A 22,523-nucleotide genomic window follows, 5' to 3' on the forward strand; every position below is an offset into this window, starting at 1 on the left:
ACCAGTTAGTTTTTATATTGCAACTCAAAGGCACAACTTAGAGGAAGCGATATGTTATCGAATAGCCAGAGAACCCAAATAAAAAAAGGCGCTAGAAAAGCCGTCTTAGAACATCAGAAGTTGTATGACATCATTGATGAGAGCTTGATTGCCCACATCGCTATCGAGCAAGAATCTGGCCCAGTGGTCATTCCGATGCTGGCATGGCGAGTCGATAATATGGTCTATATCCATGGTGCCAAAAACAGCCGACTGCTCAGGAACTTAAAAAGTGGCGCCCAAACTTGCTTAACCTTTACTTTGTTTGATGGCTGGGTATTGGCTCGTTCAGCGTTTCACCACAGTGCACATTACCGCTCTGCCGTTGTATTTGGTCAGTTTACGTCGGTTGAGGATGACCAAGAGAAAGATCGTTTACTCAACCTATTTATCGAACAAATCGCTCCAGGGCGCTGCGAAGATGTTCGCTTGAGTAACGCAAAAGAACTTGCTGCAACCGAACTACTCGCATTGCCACTCACAGAGGCGTCGGTAAAAGTCAGTGCATTTGGCGTCAATGACGACGATGCCGACCTCGATGTTCCAGCTTGGGCTGGGATTCTCCCGTATCGCACAGTCGTTGGGCCTTTGCAAGCAACCGACGATTTGCACACCAGTATTAAGGAGCCGGATTATTCGCAAGCTTACGGTGAGCGCTGGTATTCATCCGAGTCAAATCGCAACTAAAAGGTGTGGGGTAAGGTTCGGTTTGCCGACACAGGGGCCACAAACCCGCAATTTAGCTGATTTCGGCAAATGAACCGCCACTTTGACGGCGAACTTAGACAAATTGCCAGATGTATAACGTTGAATTTATCGGTAGTCTAGAAATAGAAATTCAGGGAGTGAATATATGGCGCAACTCAAAAAAGACATCACGTTGTTATCTGGCATTGGACAACTCTCCACCACCCTACTGGGGACTGGTTTATTCATGATCCCAGCCATCGCGGCGGGAATTGCTGGCCAGCTATCACTTTGGGCCTGGCTGATTCTATTTATTGCTATTTGTCCAATTGCTCTTACATTCGCCCAGCTCGGGAAACACTTTCCTAATGCTGGTGGCACAGCCTATTTTGTTCGTAAAGCATTCAATAGTAAATTGGAGCGAAGTGTCGCTTGGTTGTTCGTTAGCGTGATTCCTGTTGGTGTGCCAGCAGCTGTCGCACTCTCTGCTGGCTTCTTACAACAAATTCTCCCAAGTCCTATTAACTCATCGTTAGCAGCACAATTGATCACGGTTGCTCTATTAATCGCGGTTAACCTAATGGGCACTAAGTCCTCCGGAAGACTGCAAACTGCCATCGCGCTCAGTATCTTCACGTTAGTTGCAGCCCTACTCTGGAAAGGTGGAGTATCGGCTCAAGATATTCAGATGCCTGTATTGAACACCGAGTCTATTTGGCCAATTTCGGCCGCTCTTGGGGTTATGTTCTGGTGCTTTGTTGGAATAGAAGCGTTTGCTCATATGGGAGAAGAGTTTAAGAATCCTAAGCGAGACTTCCCGATTGCGATAATCATTGGTTGTTTCGTTGCTGGTGCAACCTACTGGGCATGTTCCGTGGTCATTTTGAAATTCACCGCCTATGGTAGCCCAGCGTTTGACAGTGCTTCGATCCCTTGGCTCAGTGACTTACTGTTTGGGCCACAGTTTGCGACAGTGATTAGTGTACTCGGGTTTTCCGCTTGTTTTGCCAGCGTTAACCTCTACACCCAAAGCCTGTCTCGTATGGTGTGGGCGCAAGCAAGAGAATACCGACCAAACGGTGCTATCGCTCAGGTATCACAGCGTGGCGTGCCAGCAAATGCGACGCTAGCAGTTGGTGCAGTGTTGGTATTTTCTTGCGTAGTGGGTGAACTTTCGGGCCTCGATTTAGAGTTCTTCCTAAAGCTTGCCAATGGCATTTTTGTACTGGTTTATTTGCTGGCTATGTTGGCAGCCTACAAGCTACTTTCAGGGCTCAATAAAGCATTAGCGGCATTATCTCTGGTTCTATGTACCCTAGTATTTGTTTGCCTAGGTTGGTCGATGCTCTACGCAGTGAGTATTTTCGGCTTGTTGAGTCTACCTTGGGAGAAATGGCTCAAAAGGCGACAACAACCGGTCGCATAATTAACTAAACCATAACCCCCTTTTTCTGGCGATAAACTTCAACAGGGTGTGATATTTCTCATATTTATCACACCCTGATTCTTTTAATTCCCTTTGTAATCGTTCAGCGTCACATACACTGTGAATATCTGAAATAACTCGAGCTATCCATTGAATACCATTAAGCCTTTCTTTACCGGTTTGTTTCTCCTACTAGGGGCTGGTTGTGCATCTACCGACTTCAGCGATTTCCCAGATAAAACGGAAAGCTACCATGTTGAGTATCAACAAGGTTCTCAGTTAGATGACTTCTTCGCACAGCCTAGCACTTACCCTGATGACTACACTGGATTCTATCCGCTGGAAAAGGGCCACGATGCTCTGCTGACTCGTTTAGCGCTGATAGAATCTGCGCAAACCTCACTCGATGTGCAGTACTACATCTACCGCAGTGACGAGACCAGCCAGCTGATCAGTTGGCGTTTGTATGAGGCAGCAGAACGTGGAGTCAGGGTTCGTTTGTTACTCGACGACATGCAAAAGCGTAGCGATAAAGGTATGGCGTACATCAATGCTCACCCGAACATCGAAATACGCTTGTTCAATCCTCACCAGTATCGCACCACACGCGGCCTAGCGTTTTTGACCGACTTCGACCGGCTTAATCGCCGCATGCACAATAAGTCGCTGACCGCAGATAATATCGCTTCCATCGTAGGAGGACGGAACATTGGTAACGAATATTTTTCATTCGAATCGAGCGTCGAGTTTGGCGACTTTGATGTGCTGCTATACGGAAATACGGTAGACCAAGTCAGTGACCAGTTCGACCAATACTGGAACAGCGAGTTTGCTATCCCAATGGAATGGATAGTAGCCGAAAGCGAAGCGGTAAGCTCCCAAGATGTCGAACAGTGGCTGGCCGATACCAAGATTGATGAAAAGTTTTCCCAAGGTCGTTACAACTTCAAAGAGCTCCCACTCTACGAACAACTGAGAAACTCCGACCTCGAACTGTATTGGGGGCAAGCTGAACTCTTTTACGATCGTCCAGAAAAGATTGCAGGCAAAGGCAGCCAACTTATCGATGATCTATCCGAGCTTTTAGAACAAACTCAACATTCATTAGTACTCATATCGCCTTACTTTGTCCCTACCGAGTCAGGTACTCAGGCATTGGTTGAAGCCGCTAAATCTGGCAAAGACGTCACGATAATCACTAACAGCCTCGCATCCAACGATGTGTTTGCGGTACACGGGTGGTATGCCAAGTATCGACAAGATTTAGTCGAGGGCGGTGTTGACTTGTGGGAAGTGAAAGCAACAGCAGACGTCGACAACAAGTGGAGCATGACAGGAAGCAGCCGTTCAAGCTTGCATGCTAAAGCGATGATGCTTGATGAGCGCAAACTGTTTGTAGGTTCTATGAACTTAGATCCGCGTTCAGCCGACCTCAATACAGAGATGGCGGTAGTGATTGACCAACCTGAGTATGTAAAACGCTCACTGGAACAACTCCCTAAGCAACTTAAATTGAAGGCCTACCAGATTAAGGTTGAAGATGACGACATCGTTTGGATTGACCACGAGACAGGAGAGACACTAACTAGCGAACCCGATGCCAGCATTTGGCGTCGAATGGGCGCATGGTTCAGCGGAATTTTACCCATTGAGGACCAACTTTAATTGTTACTTCCAGGGAGCACGCTGTGCTCCCTTTTCACTTCCCTTCCACACCAATCCTAAACCTTGCACCCCGCCGCAAAGCCCACCTTTTTCATTCGCAACCTACTAACCCTGCAATCAAACTAAGACGCTTGTTGTGTCAATCAGGACGTAAGAATGAAAGAGTTATCTTCGGTTGAAGAGATAAGAGAAATCATTGGCGAGCCAAACCCACTCGCCGCAAAGAAAATATATGCTTCTTTAAATAACAGAATGCAGGAGTTTATTAAGACATCCCCACTTGTCATGCTGTCCACCCTCGATGAGCTTGGTTTTCCTACCATTTCCCCTAAAGGAGACCAAGCTGGCTTTGTCAAAGTACGCGACGATCAAACTCTCTTACTACCAGAGTTGCGTGGCAACAAACTCGCCTTTTCGCTGCAAAACATCGTGAGCTCAAATAACAAAGTGGGACTGATATTTCTAAGGCCAGGTACAATGGAAACCTTGCGTGTTCATGGTAATTGCACCTTGGTCGAAGGTGACATTTGCCATCAAGTATCAGGCACAACACACAACGCCTTGCTAGTGTGGGAGATCTCGGTTAAAAATGCGTATTTTCACTGTGGCAAACCATTTCTACGCAGCAAGGTTTGGGATCAATCGACCTACTTAGAGCCGATGAAAATCTCGTTTGGTCAAGAAATTGCTGGAAATACCGGTGCGGATGAGCAGTTTATTCGCGACACTGACTTTGCTGTTCGAGGACGCTATAAAACAGACCTTTAGAGTTTGAGCGAATGCTTCCAAAGCATTCGGGTATTTAAACTGGCTCTCGCGTTAATTTGTCCGCATACTAGCCCCCTTTATTTGGGAGGCCGACAATGCATATTAGTGAACAAGAAAGAGATGCGCTTTACAAAGTCATCCACTCTCGCAGGGACGTTCGTAAAGACTTTCTCTCAACCCCAATCCCAGATGACGTATTAGCTCGTATCCTAGGTGCAGCTCATCATGCACCCAGTGTAGGGTTTATGCAGCCTTGGGATTTCGTGCTAGTCACAGAGAACGAAACTAAACAACTGATCAAACAAGGTTACGACCAAGCACGATTAGAATCTGCGGCTCAATTCGATGAGAGCAAACGAGCACAGTACGAGAGCTTCAAACTAGAAGGCATTCTTGAGTCCCCCGTTGGTATCTGTGTCACCTGTGATAGAAAGCGCAATGGTCCAATCGTGATCGGGCGTACCATCAAGCCTGAAATGGATTTATACAGCACCGTTTGCGCGATTCAGAACATGTGGCTAGCCGCCAGAGCAGAGAACATCGGCCTCGGTTGGGTAAGCATTATTCACGACGACGTACTGAGAAAAGCGTTACACATTCCCGAAGACGTTGAAGTCGTTGCATACCTTTGTTTAGGCTATGTCTCTCAATTCAAAGACAAACCAGAACTTGAGCAAGCCGGTTGGCTACCACGCGAAAACCTTAGCGATTTGATCCACGATGGAAAGTGGGGCAAGTAGCCCCATAACTTCTATCAGTGGGATTCACATCTCTTTTTATGCCCTTGATTTCATTGTAAATCAGCTCGAATTCACACATATTGAGTACGCTTTGCCGCAGAAAGTGTAAGTCTCGCGGCCCCACGTTTAACTAGGAGCTATATATGGATATTGCTGTACTGACGTTTGACGGCTTCAATGAATTGGATTCCTTCATTGCATCAAGTATTCTCAACCGCATGAAAGACCATGGATGGAATGTACAAATCACGTCCCCTTCCGAGCGAGTAACATCGATGAATGGTGTAGAAATATCCGCTCAACAACCTCTGGAGTTTGCCAACCAAGCCGATGCGGTATTATTTGGTAGTGGGATAAAGACAACAGCCATCTCTAAAGATAAGTCGATATTATCGCGCTTATTACTCCACAAAGAAACTCAACTCATTGGCGCTCAGTGCTCTGGCACCCTACTCTTATCAGCGCTAGGATTACTTGAAAATATACCAGCATGTACTGACCTCACCACTAAACCATGGGTTAAGGAAGAAGGGATTTCTGTCCTCGATCAAGCCTTCTATGCTGAAAACTCTATTGCTACCGCAGGTGGATGTTTGGCATCGCAATATTTGGCGACCTGGGTGATCTGTAAATTAGCTGGGAAACACCATGCCGAGGAAGCCATCTATTATGTCGCCCCGGTTGGAGAAAAAGAAAAGACCGTGGAACACTGCCTTTCGACAGTAAACGCCTATCTTTAACCCCTTATTGCTTAATGCGAATGAGCGATATCGGTCTGCCCCATTGAAACCCCTTTTATTTGGGCATACACCATTTTCCCGGGATGCAGTTCAAGCTCATCACATGCCCACGGCGTCACGTTCGCCCATAGCTCGTCCGTTCCTAACGCTAGCTTAAGCTGCACTTGTTCTCCGCTCTCGCTAGTGTGTAACTCTCGAATTTCACCTTTAAGTAAATTTCGAATACTCGAACCTTGGGGAATTTGAGTACAAATGGAAACGTGGTTCGCTTCGATTCTGACCTTCAGTTTATCGTTGGCATCAATGGCTTCGATGTCGCCACTCACCCACAAATGGTTGCCATCATCCAGTTCCAACTTCGTCATGGCGTATTTTGGGTGTTTGCCCACCACCGAAGCGTAAATCAGCGAGCTCAGTTCTTGTGTGGCAAGCCAAGGGCGCATTTCCTCACTGTTCCATACTTGAGTAAGCGGGCCTTGCGCAATCAACTTACCTTGGTTCAGCACCAGCATATGATCGGCAAGTTGCAGAATCTCATCCAAGCTATGGCTGACATAAACCACTGGCAAGTTGAGCGCCTTTGATAATGTTTGCAAGTAAGGAATCAGTTCCTTTTTTCGAGGCAAGTCGAGCGAGGCCAGTGGCTCATCCATTAGCAGCATATCCGGTTTGGTAAGTAGTGCCCGACCAATTGCCACACGCTGCTTTTCCCCACCAGACAAAGTCGCGGGATAACGCTCTAGTAAATGTTCCAAACCAAGCAGCGCAACTATGCGCTCAAAATGCTCGGCATCTTTGTGCTTAACACCATAATTCAGATTGCCACGCACTTTGTAATGTGGGAACAACCGAGATTCTTGGAACACGTAACCTATTCGGCGATTTTCAGGCGGTAAGTTCACAGCACCGCTTTGGTACAACACTGTGTTCCCCAATCGGATCTCACCATTGTCGGGAGCAGACAAGCCCCCCAAAATATTCACCAACGACGTTTTTCCTGCTCCAGAGCGGCCAAATACGGCAGTAACGCCGCTCAGAGGCAACTGGGTATTCACTTCTAGTTTAAGATCCCCAAGCTGTTTCGAGATATTGATTGTTAACATGAACTGGCCACCCTAGCTTGTGCCTTCTTGGTTAACCACTGGGAGGCAACCAAAGACAGCAACGCAATCACCACCGAGATGATACATAAACGCATGGCTTCAAACTCCGCTCCCGGCGTTTCAATAAAGGAGTACATTGCTAACGGAATAGTACGGGTTTCATCGGGAATATTGGAAACAAAGGTAATCGTAGCGCCAAACTCACCTAAGCTACGCGCAAAGGCGATAATGATGCCTGAAATAATCCCAGGAACCGTAAGGGGAAGCGTTATCGTGTAAAACACTCGCCAGCGAGAGCTACCCAAAGTACGTGCCGCCTGCTCCAATCGAGTGTCGACAGCTTCTATCGATTGGCGAATTGCACGGACTAACAACGGGAATGACACCACCGCGGAAGCGAGTGCAGCACCACGCCAACTAAAACCAAAGCTAATTCCGAACCATTCGTATAGCCACTGCCCGATAAAGCCCTGCCTTCCCATCGACACCAGCAGTAAGTAACCGATGACGACCGGCGGAAGCACCAGAGGGAGGTGTATCAAACTGTCGAATAGCGATTTACCGACAAACTCCACTCGTGCCAGTAACCACGCACACAATATTCCCAGCGGCAGACTAAATATCACTGCCACTGTTGATACTTTTAGGCTTAGCACTAGCGCTGAAATTTCGTATTCACTGAGCACTAGTTCACCTCAAATCCGTAGCTTCTGAAAATCGCCGCCGCTTGCTCACTTTGTAAATAATCGTAGAAGCTCTGCGCTGCATCCGAACGTGGGTTTACTAACGCAAGTGGATACGCGATCGGCGAGTGGCTCTCTGTCGGGAACGTAGCAACCACTTTTACCCCCGTAGCGATTTGTGCATCTGTCGCATAAACCACACCTAGTGGCGCTTCTCCTCTCTCCACCAAGGCTAACGCTCCGCGGACATTATTGGTTTGGGCTAAATGAGATTTTGCTTTTGACCAAAGCTGTAAAGACTCGAGCGATTGTTTTGTATAAATACCGACCGGTACATGAGCTGGGTCTCCGATCGCGAGCCGACTACCTGCAAGCGCATCAGATACACCCCAGTTCGCATCGAGCAAAACCTCATCGATTGATGAGTCTTTCGGCGCAATAAGCACCAATTGGTTACCCAGTAGAGCAGTGGTATTACTCAATTCAACCACGCGATTATCAACTAAATAGTCCATCCACTTTTGGTTGGCAGACAAATAAATATCGGCAGGAGCTCCCTGTGAGATCTGTCTCGCTAGCGTGGATGATGACGCGAAAGACAGCACGACCTTCACATCATGTTGCAGTTGATAGCGTTTCACGACATCTTGCAGTGCATTAGTCATGGAAGAAGCGGCATACACCATCACCCTTTCTGCTGCAGATGCTGTAAAACTGCACAGCCCCGCAATCAAGAGTGCCATTGTCATCATTCGATTTAGCAAAATACGCCGTCTCTCTTTCACAAAAATTTCGATAAGTTAACTTACGTTATATACCAAAGTATATAACGAAGAAGCAAGGTCAAATGCAGATACAGTGAAGCAGAGTTGATTAATCACAATTTCTAGCGCTTACCTAGTGATAATGCTGGCTTGCGTTAGCCCCTAACCACTAGAATTTATAGCACTTAGCACTCGGGTTAACGGTAAACCATAGCTAACCCGAACAAATAGGATAAGTGAATGGACCTTCAAGCATTACTGACTCTCAATCTCGATAACAGGTTGTTTGCCAACCCAAGGCGAATCGCGCTACTGGAACAAATCGTTCAAACCGGCTCGATCAGTCAGGGAGCGAAGCTGTCTGGTATGAGCTACAAAGCAGCTTGGGATGCAGTCAACGACATGAACACAGCTTTTAACCAGCCGGTCGTGTTGCGAGAAAAAGGCGGTAAAGGTGGAGGCGGTGCTCAAGTCACTCAGTTTGGTCAGCGCTTGCTCAAGGTTTACTTCATCACATCACAAGTTCAGGAAATGGCATTAACCGCACTTCTTGATGATTCAATAGAGATGAACAGCCTACTAGATCTCATGGCGCATTTTTCGCTCCATACTAGTGCCAGAAACCAGCTCACTGGGCAAATCGAGTCTATTACGTTGGGCGGAATAAATGATCATGTATCGGTCCGACTGGCCGACAACCAAATCGTTAAAGTAGCCGTCACTCATACTAGTGTGAAGAAACTAGCACTAGAGGCTGGTTCAAGTGTATTACTGCTATTCAAAGCCCCAGCGGTTTCAATTAGCCCAGTCAAACTTGAAACCTGTTCGCACAACTGTCTCAACGCAGAATTAGTTGCCATGACCAAGCAAGGCAGCGATATAGAACTGGAACTTCAGTTGAGCTCACAAGATAAGATTTATTCTGTTATGGCGGGAGAGAATCTAGCCGAGCTGGAGATGCAAATCGGCCAAACTTACTTTGCGTGTTTTGATAGTGCTCAAACCATCGTTGCTAAGATGTCCCAATGATTGATTCAGCTTATCGTGACCATGAAGCCCAACTCTAGCCAACCAACAGGGGCTCTTGTTTCATGTGATTAGAAGTAACCTTGAAAACGCTGAATGTACTGAGAAGGAGTCACCCCCCGATGCTTTTTAAACATTCGATTAAAGCTTTCTACGTTGCTATAACCTAACCGCTGGGCCACTTCATTGATAGGTACTGATTCAGCCAACAAATTTACTGCCGCATTACTCATCACATAGCCACAAATCGTGGTGAAGTTAAGCCCTTGCTTGTGCAAACGGCGCTGAAATTGTTGCTCTGACAACCCTAATAAACTCGCAACTCGGTTAAGTGTCGGCAGACCATAGTGGCAGCTGTAGTTAATGACTTCATAGATGACTTTCATTTCGTCTTCCGATTGAGGCAAATTCAGAAATTCATCTAGGTCTTGAAAGCTCATCGCCAGTTTTTGTTTCGGCACCAGTTCGTGCTGTTTGGTTGCCAAGCGTAAGTCGGAATGAAACCACAATTCGGTACGATTATGGTTCCAGCCAATCTCACATCCAAAATACTCATTGTAAGCTTGCTTATTTTTGCGAGTGCCAGACAACATCACCCGCATAGGAGTGAATGCTTCACCTAAATGGATTCTCATTACATTTAGCATGAAAGCAGCCACACGAGCGCTGTCGTGAATCTTCACATCGCTCTCGACAAAAGGGTTACTGTAAGTCCACTTTACGATCGAGCCCACCTGTGAGCCTGCCATATAAGCACCTGACTGTAGACAGCTTGATCCATAGTTAATACGCCGAATCGTTGACGCTAAATCGTGGCCAGAAAACATCCAGCGACCAATCGCCCCTAACTCAAACATTTTGAGCTCTGTGATCATATTAATGATGTAATCAGGATCACCACTTAGCGTTTCCAATTCGCGAAACAACAAGTTCAATTCAGATACAGGAATCAAGGTCATTGGGCTACGGAATACCGAAGGAGCGAGGCTCAGTTGGTCAGGGTTGATTCGGTATTTTTTGCAAACTTGTTGATACATGTTCACGAAACCAATAGCTCGAATAAAATGTTTATTTCTCACCCATCACCCCAACGACACATCAAGTCAAAATCAGCCAAAGTTCGAAGTAATCTATCAAGTGTTACAAATCTTTTCAAACCGTACGCACAATAGACTCAACTAATTTCTTTAGGAGTGTTCAATGAGTCTTGTGAGTGTCCCGTTCGTAGGCACGGGAGTTGATACCGTTATCCATGTCTTTGCGACTGTTATCCTTGTCGCCACCGTTGGCGCTGCGGCGTATGGATTTTGGAAGTTTCACGAATTACCAATCGAAAAAGCCCATAGTAAAGATCATCATCAGATAGGACTGATAACCGCGCTCACCTGGATAGGTTTTATCTGGCACTGGGTGTGGGTGCTAGCGGTCATTGTTGCGTTCGTCGATATGGAAAAAGCGATCATTAGTCTTCGTGATATTTGGAAAAGTACCCCACAAAATAACCAAACGAAACAAGAGGAAGCCTAATGTTAGAAGGTTTAGCAGTCTGGGCACTATTCATTTATCTCCTACGCCTCATTGGTATGCCTTGGAATAAATTCACTAAAGGTTTTGCTTATCTTGGTGGTACTGGTTGGCTCATGTTCGTTTGGGTCGGTCTTATCAACTACACGCCAATGGATCTATCTGGTGGCTCAGTGGTGCAATCACCACATATTCAGCTTCGCCCAGATTCGGTTAATATCAACGGTAAAGTGGAGCATATTCACATCAAACCAAATCAGAAGGTGAAAGAAGGCCAGCTGATTTATGAAATCGAAGATGAACCGTATCAAATTGCCTTAGAGCAAGCGGAAGTCGCGGAAGAAGCAGCGCAAGTAGCGTTGGTCGCCGCACAAGAGGATGTAGAGATTTCTCACGCGACCTACCAATCCATGCTGCATGATCTTGAAACGTCGAAAAGCGAATTAGCGTCTGTCAAAGCGGACTACGAGCTACAGAAAAAAATGTTAGCTCGATTCCAAGAGCAGAACCGCGTGGTGAGCAACACCATCACCGACAGCGATATCGACAAGCAAGTCAGCCTAGTTGAAATCGCAAAGCAGAATGTCAGCACAGTCAAATCTGAGCTTGCGATGAAAAAAGTCGATGCCGATAAAGCCAAGCTTCAGATCGTTAAAGCGAAACTCGCTGTAGAAAGCCGTCAAGCGGACCTCGACGATGCAGAGCAAACCATCGCGAAAGCAGAGTGGGATCTGCAAAGCACCAAAGTTTATGCACCAGCCGATGGTTTCGTGACGAACTTTATTCTGCGTGAAGGTCAGCTTATTTCTCGTGTGCCTAGGCTGCAAATGTACACCGACGAGAAATATGTACTAATGCGAGTTAACCACCAAGCGATTCGCAACGTAAAACCAGGTCAGGTGGCAGAATTTGCATCCGCAGTGTTCCCCGCTAAGATTTTCGCGGCGGAAGTGGAAGGCATTGTCGAAGCGACTGGTGAAGCACAAAGCAACCTAGTCGGTGTCGACCAATCCGTTCGCGCCACGACAGGTAAAAACTTGCAAAACAAGCACCACTTTGTGCGCTTAAAGATACTTGAACCTGAAGGTTACGATATCCCAGTCGGTTCAGTTGGCTTGGCTTGGATCAGTGCGGAAAAGCCGATTGGATTCCTCGCATTCCTAGATGTGATTCGTGGCATCATCATCCGCATGAAATCGCAAATCTACTACTTCTACTCACTCTAATCTTGTTAGCCCTCAGTACCTTACTGGGGGCTTTTTACTTGTCGTCTCCTCCCACGGCTTCTGTTACCATTCATGCTCGCTATTCAATAACGTATGTCTAACCGTTTTTCCAACGGAGTATTTCAGTGAGCGAATTTCAAGATTTATCACACCAAATTGAACTGATCTCCCTTGAAGAGGATCAAGAGCAAAGCCGCTTGCTCAACAGCATGATTGAAGAAGGTTTAGAGTCCAGCTCTGTGGCTCTGATCCTTGAAGCTTTTCCTATCGAAGACCGTGTGCGCTTGTGGCGTGCGCTACCATTAGAGCTGCACATCGAAGTCCTTACCGAGATGCGTGCAGAAGTACGCTACTCAATTATCGATTCTTTATCGGATACCGAGCTTAAACTCACACTGGCTAAGCTGGATAACTTGTCCTTGATCGAATGGGCCGACTCGCTGCCAGAAGAGATCATCAGTGAAGCGATTCAACTCATCGAAAAGGACGAGCTTGAGCTATACGACCAAGCCAATGAGTTTGAAGAGGATGAATTAGGCCGCTGGGCTGAGCGTAAAGTCATTACCCTGCCATTTAACATTACGGTAGAGAAAGCGACCGTCCTGATGGAGCGCTATAGCTACGACACGCCGCAGCAAGTGTACCTTATCGACCGTCGTAAGAAATTTCGCGGTGCGGTGAATTACTATGAAATCTTACGCAGTGAAGACCACGTTCGCCTGAAAACACTCGCGTTAGATAACGTGACGACGTTAAATGGCAAGCTTACGTTGCCTGAAAGTGTCGAAGCCTTAGAGCATAGTTCCTTATCAGCACTGCCTGTTGTCGATGACGACCAAACCTTGATCGGTGAAGTCGACTGGCAATTTGCCCTCAGCACTCAGCGTGAAATTTACGAAGCGCGTTTGATGGCCGGTACCGGTATGGATGAAGGTGATGACCTTTTCGCTCCAATTATGAAAAGTTCGCAAAAGCGTGGCGTGTGGCTGGGTATTAACTTGCTGACTGCGATTCTAGCCTCAGTCACCATCGGGCTATTTGAAGACGTTATCGCTCAGGTAGTCGCTCTCGCAGTGCTAATGCCAATAGTGGCATCCATGGGCGGGATCGCCGGTAGCCAAACATTAACCTTAATGGTTCGCGCCATGGCACTAAACCAAATCGCACCAGGTAACCGTTTTGCACTGCTGAAAAATGAACTGGGAATTGGTTCTATCAACGGTTTGCTTTGGGCATTGATTATCGGCGGGTTAGCCGGGCTTTGGTTCCAGTCGACGCTACTCGGAGCTACCATTGCACTAGCGATTGTAGTTAACATTATCACCGCGGCACTATTTGGTGTTTTGATCCCGATTGTTCTCGATAAACTGAAACTTGACCCTGCATTGGCGGGGTCGGTGATCTTAACCACTGTGACGGACGTGGTGGGCTTCTTTGCTTTCCTAGGTACCGCAAGCCTCGTTTTACTATAGTCGCCTAAACCCTCACACTGAGTGGCTTATCATTAGCAATATCAACGTTCGTTGCAATATGCAGTTGCATATTGCAACGATTTCATATCATTTCACCAAAAAACAACGGTTTTATTAGTCACTCAGGTGATATAAAACTTGGCACACATACTGCAATAACTATATTGACCCTTCTTAAGCCGAGGGTCACCTAGCCAACTGACGTTGTTAGTGAATAGTTTTGTTCACACTATACATAAGCCAATCGCGGCCATTGCGGTTGGCTCTTTTTTATCTGCTCGATACCAATATTACTTTCCTCTATTGGCTCTACTCCGATAAACGTTTTTGTGAAACTCGCTAAGTTTAGCTCCCGTATATCTTTCTAATATGAGTCATGACGTTACTATTAAGACGTTCAATTCCATTTATATGGCTTGCTATGAAAACCGATTACCATCAACGCTTACTTCCCGTCATTCGTCACTTAGAAGAACAGTTTAACCAACCTTTAAACCTTGAAGCCGTTGCATCGCTCGCTTGTTTATCACCATACCACTTCCACCGCATTTTTAAGGCAGTGGTCGGTGAAACGCTGAATGAGTATTTGAGAAGGCTGCGCCTAGAAGCGGCTGCAAATGATCTGTTCTATAAAAAACCACCGATTACTGAGGTGGCTCTTGAGTACGGTTTTTCAAGCTCCCAGAGCCTAGCAAAAGCGTTCAAACAACACTTTGATTTAACACCAAGCCAAATTCGACAGTGTGAGAGCCTAGACGTTTTTGCTCAGCTACTGAAAAACAGCAAGATCGGACACGTGCTGCGCAAGAATGGACACGAATCCGACGCCAGCAATTTCTATACTCCACTTGAACCTAAACAATGGAGTGAAACCATGGAAATTCAAACTTTCGACCCTTGCCAACTGGCTTATGTTCGCGTGACAGGCCCATACGGAGAAAACTACGAGCCAGCCGTCAACAAATTGTATGGCTGGGCGGGACCACAAGGCTTAGCGGGTAACACCAATATTTTTATCTACCACGACAATCCGGAAATTACACCAGCCGACAAATGCCGTACCGATATCTGTTTGTTTATTGATGGCGATACCGTTCCAAATAATGGAATAGAAGCAAAGCCTTTCCCAGGCGGAAAATATGGCGTTATTCGTCAAACGATTACCGATAAGTCTCAATACGCTTCTGCATGGGACTCACTGATGTCTCAGGTGGTAGAGCAAGGCCTAGACAGCGACGACAGACCTTGTTTTGAGCTTTACCATAGCTACGACCAAGCGACAGGAGAGGCAGATGTGAGTTTCTGCACCGCGTTGGCCGACTAATACTCTAGCAGGCTTTTCCACGATAAGTTTCGACCAAAGAGAAATGCTTCAGTCCACTTTTGAAAAGCCTGCTTTATCATAACAAACCGATCGCTCCTGCAGAGAAAATACATCCTTAATAAAATCATCACCGAAACTAATGATTTTATAATTTCTAAATTTCTTCTCAAAAAATAAATACCAAAAAGCTAGAACATTAACTATTTAATATATAAGAACTATTCCGACCCACTCTTTCATACAAACGTTTACCTCAATAAAAACACATTGACTCTGTGATTTTTATCACCATAATACGCGCCGTTTGCCTAAAATATGGCACTAAATGTTAAAACTTGATTTAAGACGCGGAGGTAAAAATGGCTGCAGATAATAACTACAGTCTCGGGCCGGTTCCCACATCGGCTAGGAAAGGAGTCGCTTCTCTCACCATGGTAATGCTGGGACTCACTTTCTTCTCCGCTAGTATGTGGACAGGTGGTTCACTCGGTACAGGGCTCTCATTCAACGATTTCTTCCTCGCCGTTCTCATCGGTAACCTGATTCTTGGTATCTACACTTCTTTTCTTGGATACATCGGCGCTTCTACTGGCCTCTCTACTCACCTTCTCGCTCGTTTCTCTTTTGGCACTAAAGGCTCTTGGCTTCCTTCTGCATTACTTGGCGGTACACAGGTAGGTTGGTTTGGTGTCGGCGTAGCAATGTTTGCAATCCCAGTTCAAAAAGCAACAGGGATAGATACGAACACGCTTATCATTGTGTCGGGCTTATTAATGACAGCGACAGTGTACTTCGGGATTAAAGCACTGATGGTACTTTCAGCGATTGCTGTTCCAGCCATTGCAATCCTAGGAACCTATTCTGTTTCGATGGCCGTAGATAGCGTTGGTGGCCTAGAACAGTTGAAACTGATTCAACCAGAAACCCCTATGGACTTCTCAGTTGCATTAGCAATGGTAGTCGGTTCTTTTGTCAGCGCAGGGACCTTAACTGCTGATTTTGTGCGTTTCGGTAAAAAACCAGCGGGTGCAGTCCTTGTTACTATGATTGCCTTTTTTATCGGTAACTCATTGATGTTTATCTTTGGTGCAGCAGGTGCAGCTGCGACTGGTCAAGCCGATATTTCCGATGTGATGATTGCACAAGGTTTACTACTGCCAGCGATCATCGTATTAGGATTGAATATTTGGACCACCAACGAGAACGCACTTTACGCTTCGGGCTTAGGCTTCTCGAACATTACTGGCCGCTCAAGCACAGCAATGTCTATTATGAACGGCATTATTGGTACTATCTTCGCGCTATGGTTATACAACAACTTCGTAGGTTGGCTAACCTTCCTATCGACGGCAATTCCGCCAATTGGTGGGGTAATCATCGCTGACTTCCTACTAAACCGTAAACGTTACAAAGATTTTGCTAACGCGGAGTTCCAAACTGTTAACTGGGCTGGCATTATCGCTGTCGCTGTCGGCGTAGCCGCTGGTAAATTTGTTCCAGGCATCGTTCCTTTGAACGCTGTGCTAGGTGGAGCACTATGCTACGTTATTCTTAACCGTTTACTAAATAAAAACGCGCTTAACACACAAGCAGCGTAAGGAAGCACCATGACAACGCTATTGATCAAAAACGTAAAGCTTGCGGATCAAGACGAGTTAAAACAGATTCTGATCGAAAACGGTCAATTTAAACAAATTATCGATAACGAATCAGATATTGCATTTGATGGCGACACACTTGATGCAGAAGGCGGCCTTGCAGTTGCGCCTTTCTGTGAGCCACATATTCACTTAGATACGACTCAAACCGCCGGTGAACCTAGCTGGAACATTTCTGGTACTTTGTTTGAAGGTATCGAACGCTGGGCTGAGCGTAAAGAAATGCTGTCTATTGAAGATGTTAAGGCTCGCGCTAAGCAAACCCTAAAATGGCAGATTGCTAACGGTATTCAACACGTACGTACCCACGTCGACGTTTCTGACCCAACACTGATTGCACTTAAAGCGATGGTCGAAGTCCGCGAAGAAATGAAAGAGTGGGTCGATATTCAAATCGTCGCATTCCCACAAGAAGGCATTCTTTCCTACCCTAATGGCAAAGAACTCCTAGAAGAAGCTGTCAAGCTAGGCGCAGATGTCATTGGCGCAATTCCGCACTTCGAATTCACGCGTGAGTATGGCATTGAGTCACTGCACTACGCTTTTGAGTTGGCACGCAAATACGACCGTTTGATCGACGTTCACTGTGACGAAATCGACGACGAGCAATCGCGTTTCGTAGAAACCTTAGCGGCACTTGCGCACAAATACGAGATGGGCCATAAGGTAACAGCTAGCCACACTACTGCGATGGGTTCGTACAATGGCGCTTACGCTTCACGTTTGTTCCGTTTGCTACGTATGTCAGGCATTAATTTCGTTGCCAACCCACTGGTGAATATTCACCTACAAGGCCGTTTCGATGACTACCCAAAACGTCGTGGTGTGACTCGAGTAAAAGAAATGCTCAATGCCAACATTAACGTTTGTTTCGGTCACGATGACGTATTCGATCCTTGGTATCCACTTGGTACGGCGAATATGCTTCAAGTCCTGCATATGGGTCTGCATGTTTGCCAAGTTATGGGTTACGATCAAATCAATAACTCTTTGGATCTGATCAGCACTAACTCAGCACGAACGCTCAACATCCAAGATAAGCATGGTATTGAGGTAGGTAAACCAGGCAGCCTACTGATCTTGCCAGCAGAAAATGGATTTGATGCTGTTCGCAGACAAGTGCCTGTGCGTTACTCAGTACGTCACGGTAACGTCATCGCGCAAACTCAGCCGGCAACCACAACCATCAACTTAGATGGTACAGAAGCAGTGACGTTTAAGCGTTAAACTCTATTACGAGATACAAAAAAGGAAGCCCAATGGCTTCCTTTTTCTTTATTCGAATTGTGCGGAGATTAGAACGGTACTTCTACCTGCATCATGACATCTAAATCGTAGTCCTCATGCCAACGGTAGTCTAAACGCATTCTCGGCTCACCAACTTTCTTCTCGCCAAAGCCAACACTCAACTGCAAACCATGGCTCAACAACCATTCTTCAGTAGACATATCGCGCTCGTATTTCTTCAGTTCGGTTGGTCTCCAGACACCAATACCAAAGTAATTAGACGAAACAGATTGAGTAAGTATGGGATCACTTTTGGATTTGAGCACCCAATCGTCCCAATACGAGGAAGTAGGAGGCGTGTCATCTTCGTCTAGCAAGCTAGAGAGGTTTACCCACTGCTTAGAGGCAAAGTCCAACGTTTCTTCTACGGAAAAGCAAACACCTGAGTTGGCAAGAACAGGCGCATCCGCTGCGCGATTCGAGCTTGGGCTAGAAAAAAGATCACACGCGTTTGCCGCAAGTGGCATACACAAAACCATGCACCAAGTGATCTGACTTCTTAACATTAACCGGCTCTCACAACGCTCTCAGCTTACCCATTCAGTATGCCATTTTCTAATATAATGACAATTCCTTCAATAGTGCCGCGACTTTCGGTGTCGTCATCTGCCCAATATTGGAACCGTCAGCAAGTTTTTTTCGGATGTCCGTACTGCGGATCTGCACTTTTTCCGGACACGCCAATACATTCCAACGTTGCAAGATCTCTTCCGCTTTATAAAATTTAGCAAAATTAAATAGATTGTCAGGCCCCATCACAAAGGTTAACTCAGCCTCTGGGTGTTGAGAGGCTAGGTGTGACAAGACCGCATAGGTCGTCACTGATTGACCGGGTTCAACGAGCTGTTCTTCTACGATAGATCGTTCAACGTTGGGTTGGGCAATATCCTCAATAAATACGTCAACTAATTGGCATCTTAAAGAGTAGTCCAACATGTGTTTTCCCCAAGCATGAGCAATACTCGGAACCAGCAAAACTTTGTCGAAATGGCTCAAGGACTCAATCACGCTTTTATGCCCCAAGCTTGGTGGGTTAAATGCGCTCCCAAATACAGCAATTTTGCTCATTTTTGTTCCTATCAAAAACGAAAACTCTATTCACGGTTTTCTAATTTAGCGATTTAGGTATGATACCAAATACTAACTTGAATTATATGCTTGCAGGAAAAGGGAAACTAATGGAACAGATGATTCGTGATGAGATGCGCGTATTACCATCGATTGATCCGCATTTCGAAATTACTCGCCGTGTCGACTTCATCAAGAAGAAACTTCAAGAGTCGGGTTGTAAATCCTTGGTACTAGGTATCAGCGGTGGCGTTGATTCAACAACCTGTGGCCGTTTAGCGCAGCTAGCCGTTAACGAGTTGAACGAGCAGAGTGACACTCAGGACTACCAGTTTATCGCGGTCCGCTTGCCATACGGTGAACAGAAAGATGAAGACGAAGCTCAACTGGCTCTATCGTTTATCCAACCAACACACTCTGTATCCGTTAACATCAAATCTGGTGTAGATGGGCTGCATGCAGCAGCTGATATCGCACTAGAAGGGACGGGGTTACTACCGCAAGATGCTGCTAAAGTCGATTTCGTTAAAGGCAACGTCAAAGCTCGAGCGCGTATGGTCGCACAATATGAAATCGCAGGTTATGTGGGTGGACTCGTACTTGGTACTGATCACTCGGCAGAAAACATTACGGGTTTCTACACTAAATTTGGCGATGGTGCATGTGATTTAGCACCTTTATTTGGTCTAAGTAAGCGCCAAGTTCGTGAAGTTGCCGCAACTCTAGGGGCACCAGAACTGCTAGTGAAGAAGACGCCAACAGCAGATTTAGAAGAGCTTGACCCACAAAAAGCAGACGAAGATGCACTTAACCTATCTTACGACGAAATCGATGACTTCTTAGAAGGTAAATCGGTATCTCAAGAAGCGAGCGACCGCCTTGTAGCTATCTACAAAGCAACTCAGCACAAACGTCAGCCTATCCCGACTATCTACGATTAAATTCTTTTAGAAGGAAGGTGCACGCACCTTCCTTCATTCAAAAGTAAACTTATCATTTCACTCGAAGGTATGACTTTTAATACTAAAATCATACTGAATTCCCCTCTCTGTCTAAATTTGCCCGATTCAATCCCCAATACTGAAGTCGTATGCTATCGCCTGCACTCAGCTAAGCCGTTGATGCTGTCTAGGATCAAGAAATATCAAGGAATCGAGTTATGGGGAGTTTACTGCACAGCCAAGAAGGCCTAATTCATACAGACAAAGGGCCTCTCGTACTGCTGTTTTTTGATGGTTTCGATCTTAAGGCAAGGGACGGGGCATTAGGTAAGGTCAAGTCTCAGCTTCATCATCAACTCAGAAATCACAAAAGAGCTCTGTATAAACAACAACCTTTTACTGGTTTTTACACTGCTTTTCTTGGCCTAGTAAAAAGTCTTGAAGCCATCGGCTGTGATGTTCGAGTCAACGACTTTAAGACCGCCAAACTTTATCCAGACTACCCGATCGGTGTTGCGGGTTACCCTTCTGTTCTTGACCATATTTCTCTGCCAAACCCTAAGATCTTTGGTCCTGGTGATTTTGGTTTACCTGATGATTCTCAGCGTGTCGCGAATGATGACAGTTACAAGAAGCTCATTCAGCCGTGTGAATGGTTTACACAGGTATACAAGCCGTACTGCGGTGACAAGATGGTACCTTGGTTTGCCGGAATCGACTGTGACGGTCTTCAGGACCTTTCTCAAGAACAAAAGCAGTACGATTTTTTAATCTATGACAAGATTCGTTGGCACCGTGAAGAGCAAGTGCCTGCGGTATTGAATCGCATTAAGCAGCACTTGCGTGCTAGAGGATTAACATACACAGAAGTACGTTATGGGCAGCACCATATCAGTGAGTTCATTGACGGATTGAAGAAATCGAAGTCCATGCTGTTTGTATGCGAACACGAAACCCAAGGCTTAGCCTGCCAAGAAGCATTGGCTTCCAATATTCCGGTATTAACCTGGGAAGAAGAACGCATCATTGATCCTGAATTGGAACACTACAATGCACCTAATTTAAACGTTTCTTCGGTACCTTACTTCGACCAGCGCTGCGGCATGAAATTTAAAATAGAGCATTTTGAATACACGTGTGATGCCTTCGTTGAGCAACACGAACAATTTAAACCAAGACAGTTCGTACTCGACACGCTAGCGCTCGATATCGCAGGGCGTAACTATCTCCATGAATATCAAAGTATCTCAAATTCAGAATGTTAAAAGCGTAGCGTTAAGCGCTCATAGAAATGGAAGTAAATATGAACACCGCTAAATTGCCTGGCGCTATCGTGATTGGAGCGCCTAAAGCCGGGACGACAACATTGTGCGATTCCCTAGCTCGTCACCCTGATGTCTACATGTACCCAAAGAAGGAAACACACTTCTACAATACGTACTACCACTCACGTGGAATGGAATGGTACTTATCGCTGTTCAAAGATGCTCCCTCTCACCAGTTGATCATGGAAGGTACACCTGACTACGCCATGTCGAACTGTATCGAGCAGACCATCCCAAGAATCCACCAGCATAACCCAGATACCAAGCTGATTTTTATGGTGCGAGAACCTGTAGAACGGATTGAATCACACTATGTTCAAATGTTATCCAATCACAGGGAAATTGTTGACCAGCCAACCGCTTTCCAAAAATGGCCTGAAATCATCGACAGCAGCCGCTACCACCAATTAATGCAAGTCGTACTTAAATATTTTTCACCAAAGCAAGTCCACGTCATTTTTCTAGATCAGTACGCTCAGAACAAAAGAGTGATACACGCAGAAGTCGCTGAGTTTTTGGGGATCTCCAATGCTGATACGGCGTTAGATAGTATGGAGTTTGAAGAGCATTCCCATAAGCGTGAGAATCAAGGTATGGATGGTGTGCTTCTCGCCACACTAAGAAAAAGCCGTCACTATGACAAACTTAATATGCTTACACCTAAACCAATTATTCAGCTTGGTAAGAGGTTCCTCAGACGAAAAATCTCAGTGTCTTCTCGTTTAGAAGATTCAGTCAAACAATCTCTGACTAAGCAACTCTCCAATGATTGGGCTCAGTTCAAACAGCAACATCGCCAATCCAAGTAAGCAACCGCTGAATCGTGGGGTAAATTCTGCCCCACCCCACTAATCCTTATTAAAGCAAGGGGTTAAAGACTAGTTATGCAACTGCGCTATCTACCAAACATTTTTACTAAGTAATTGTTTTAGATATAACCCTTTAGTTGTTAATGACTCTCAGCTTTTTTCATACTTTTCCCATAAATCCGGCCAAAAGTACGACTTTATAACTAGCTCGAACTATTAGCCAAAAGTCGAAATTTCATTCTTTATTC

22 protein-coding genes are annotated in these 22,523 nt (G+C 45.8%); 16 read left to right on the forward strand and 6 right to left on the reverse strand.

All coding sequences use genetic code 11. The features are described from left to right. The first annotated feature begins 51 nt into the window (after positions 1 to 51). The 6 genes from J4N42_RS21105 to J4N42_RS21130 all read left to right on the forward strand — a co-directional run bounded on the left by J4N42_RS21105 (position 52) and on the right by J4N42_RS21130 (position 6,065). Positions 52 to 726, forward strand: a complete 675-nt coding sequence (locus J4N42_RS21105; protein WP_252032043.1) for a pyridoxamine 5'-phosphate oxidase family protein — start codon at positions 52 to 54, stop codon at positions 724 to 726. Positions 727 to 892: 166 nt separating this feature from the next. After that, complete coding sequence (gene yjeH / locus J4N42_RS21110; RefSeq protein WP_252032044.1) at positions 893 to 2,152, forward strand: L-methionine/branched-chain amino acid transporter; 1,260 nt, start codon at positions 893 to 895, stop codon at positions 2,150 to 2,152. 150 nt (positions 2,153 to 2,302) lie between these two features. Continuing rightward, complete coding sequence (locus J4N42_RS21115) at positions 2,303 to 3,817, forward strand: phospholipase D family protein (protein ID WP_503035020.1); 1,515 nt, start codon at positions 2,303 to 2,305, stop codon at positions 3,815 to 3,817. Between the two features lie 156 nt (positions 3,818 to 3,973). Then, positions 3,974 to 4,585 (forward strand): pyridoxamine 5'-phosphate oxidase family protein, encoded by a 612-nt coding sequence (locus tag J4N42_RS21120; RefSeq protein WP_252032046.1) that lies wholly within the window; start codon positions 3,974 to 3,976, stop codon positions 4,583 to 4,585. A 95-nt stretch (positions 4,586 to 4,680) separates the two neighbouring features. Then, the gene (gene bluB, locus J4N42_RS21125) at positions 4,681 to 5,325 is read left to right on the forward strand and encodes a 5,6-dimethylbenzimidazole synthase (RefSeq protein ID WP_252032049.1); all 645 of its coding nucleotides are present in this window, start codon (positions 4,681 to 4,683) and stop codon (positions 5,323 to 5,325) included. Positions 5,326 to 5,468: 143 nt separating this feature from the next. Beyond that, positions 5,469 to 6,065, forward strand: a complete 597-nt coding sequence (locus tag J4N42_RS21130) for a DJ-1/PfpI family protein (protein WP_252032052.1) — start codon at positions 5,469 to 5,471, stop codon at positions 6,063 to 6,065. An 11-nt stretch (positions 6,066 to 6,076) separates the two neighbouring features. Here J4N42_RS21130 and modC read toward each other — a convergent pair whose 3' ends face one another. From modC to modA, 3 genes are read right to left on the reverse strand one after another with little or no spacing between them, the layout of a single operon-like run. After that, positions 6,077 to 7,168 carry a molybdenum ABC transporter ATP-binding protein ModC gene (modC, locus tag J4N42_RS21135; protein WP_252032055.1) on the reverse strand — a complete coding sequence of 364 codons (1,092 nt, stop codon included), beginning with the start codon at positions 7,166 to 7,168 and terminating at the stop codon, positions 6,077 to 6,079. After that, the gene (gene modB, locus J4N42_RS21140; protein WP_252032060.1) at positions 7,162 to 7,854 is read right to left on the reverse strand and encodes a molybdate ABC transporter permease subunit; all 693 of its coding nucleotides are present in this window, start codon (positions 7,852 to 7,854) and stop codon (positions 7,162 to 7,164) included. The genes modC and modB overlap by 7 nt, the downstream gene beginning before the upstream one ends. Next, positions 7,854 to 8,594, reverse strand: coding sequence for a molybdate ABC transporter substrate-binding protein (modA, locus tag J4N42_RS21145; protein WP_252032063.1), 741 nt, complete (start codon positions 8,592 to 8,594; stop codon positions 7,854 to 7,856). Before modA ends, modB begins: the two co-directional genes overlap by 1 nt. A gap of 261 nt (positions 8,595 to 8,855) precedes the next feature. On the opposite strand from modA, the gene J4N42_RS21150 reads away from it, so the two are divergent. Then, complete coding sequence (locus tag J4N42_RS21150; RefSeq protein ID WP_252032066.1) at positions 8,856 to 9,644, forward strand: TOBE domain-containing protein; 789 nt, start codon at positions 8,856 to 8,858, stop codon at positions 9,642 to 9,644. Between the two features lie 68 nt (positions 9,645 to 9,712). On the opposite strand, the gene J4N42_RS21155 is transcribed toward J4N42_RS21150, so the two are convergent. Then, a complete protein-coding gene (locus tag J4N42_RS21155; protein ID WP_252032069.1) occupies positions 9,713 to 10,720 on the reverse strand; it encodes an AraC family transcriptional regulator in 1,008 nt (335 codons plus the stop codon). A gap of 121 nt (positions 10,721 to 10,841) precedes the next feature. Between J4N42_RS21155 and J4N42_RS21160 the strand changes: the two genes are divergently transcribed. From J4N42_RS21160 to J4N42_RS21185, 6 genes are all read left to right on the forward strand, one after another. Next, positions 10,842 to 11,168: an MFS transporter gene (locus J4N42_RS21160; protein ID WP_252032072.1), complete on the forward strand. Its 327-nt coding sequence runs from the start codon at positions 10,842 to 10,844 to the stop codon at positions 11,166 to 11,168. Further along, a complete protein-coding gene (locus tag J4N42_RS21165) occupies positions 11,168 to 12,391 on the forward strand; it encodes an HlyD family secretion protein (protein WP_252032075.1) in 1,224 nt (407 codons plus the stop codon). Before J4N42_RS21160 ends, J4N42_RS21165 begins: the two co-directional genes overlap by 1 nt. Positions 12,392 to 12,516: 125 nt before the next feature. Continuing rightward, a complete protein-coding gene (locus J4N42_RS21170; protein WP_252032077.1) occupies positions 12,517 to 13,863 on the forward strand; it encodes a magnesium transporter in 1,347 nt (448 codons plus the stop codon). Between the two features lie 421 nt (positions 13,864 to 14,284). Next, entirely contained in the window at positions 14,285 to 15,187 is a 903-nt protein-coding gene (locus J4N42_RS21175; protein ID WP_252032080.1) for an AraC family transcriptional regulator, read from the forward strand. Positions 15,188 to 15,546: 359 nt separating this feature from the next. Beyond that, on the forward strand, positions 15,547 to 16,785 hold the full coding sequence (codB, locus tag J4N42_RS21180; RefSeq protein WP_252032083.1) for a cytosine permease: 1,239 nt from the start codon (positions 15,547 to 15,549) through the stop codon (positions 16,783 to 16,785). A gap of 9 nt (positions 16,786 to 16,794) precedes the next feature. Beyond that, on the forward strand, positions 16,795 to 18,072 hold the full coding sequence (locus J4N42_RS21185) for a cytosine deaminase (protein ID WP_252032086.1): 1,278 nt from the start codon (positions 16,795 to 16,797) through the stop codon (positions 18,070 to 18,072). A 68-nt stretch (positions 18,073 to 18,140) separates the two neighbouring features. Here the strand turns inward: J4N42_RS21185 and J4N42_RS21190 are convergent, their stop codons facing one another. Both J4N42_RS21190 and J4N42_RS21195 read right to left on the reverse strand, forming a co-directional pair. Further along, positions 18,141 to 18,638 (reverse strand): hypothetical protein, encoded by a 498-nt coding sequence (locus tag J4N42_RS21190; protein WP_252032089.1) that lies wholly within the window; start codon positions 18,636 to 18,638, stop codon positions 18,141 to 18,143. 49 nt (positions 18,639 to 18,687) lie between these two features. Beyond that, positions 18,688 to 19,200, reverse strand: a complete 513-nt coding sequence (locus tag J4N42_RS21195; RefSeq protein ID WP_252032092.1) for a nicotinate-nicotinamide nucleotide adenylyltransferase — start codon at positions 19,198 to 19,200, stop codon at positions 18,688 to 18,690. A 110-nt stretch (positions 19,201 to 19,310) separates the two neighbouring features. Between J4N42_RS21195 and nadE the strand changes: the two genes are divergently transcribed. From nadE to J4N42_RS21210, 3 genes are all read left to right on the forward strand, one after another. Next, entirely contained in the window at positions 19,311 to 20,141 is an 831-nt protein-coding gene (nadE, locus tag J4N42_RS21200; protein ID WP_252032096.1) for an NAD(+) synthase, read from the forward strand. A 218-nt stretch (positions 20,142 to 20,359) separates the two neighbouring features. After that, entirely contained in the window at positions 20,360 to 21,406 is a 1,047-nt protein-coding gene (locus J4N42_RS21205; protein ID WP_252032099.1) for a glycosyltransferase family 1 protein, read from the forward strand. A gap of 38 nt (positions 21,407 to 21,444) precedes the next feature. After that, positions 21,445 to 22,275, forward strand: a complete 831-nt coding sequence (locus J4N42_RS21210) for a sulfotransferase domain-containing protein (protein ID WP_252032102.1) — start codon at positions 21,445 to 21,447, stop codon at positions 22,273 to 22,275. Positions 22,276 to 22,523 lie beyond the last annotated feature (248 nt).

This window comes from Vibrio sp. SCSIO 43135 (genome assembly GCF_023716665.1).
In the GTDB taxonomy this organism is placed as follows: domain Bacteria; phylum Pseudomonadota; class Gammaproteobacteria; order Enterobacterales; family Vibrionaceae; genus Vibrio; species Vibrio paucivorans.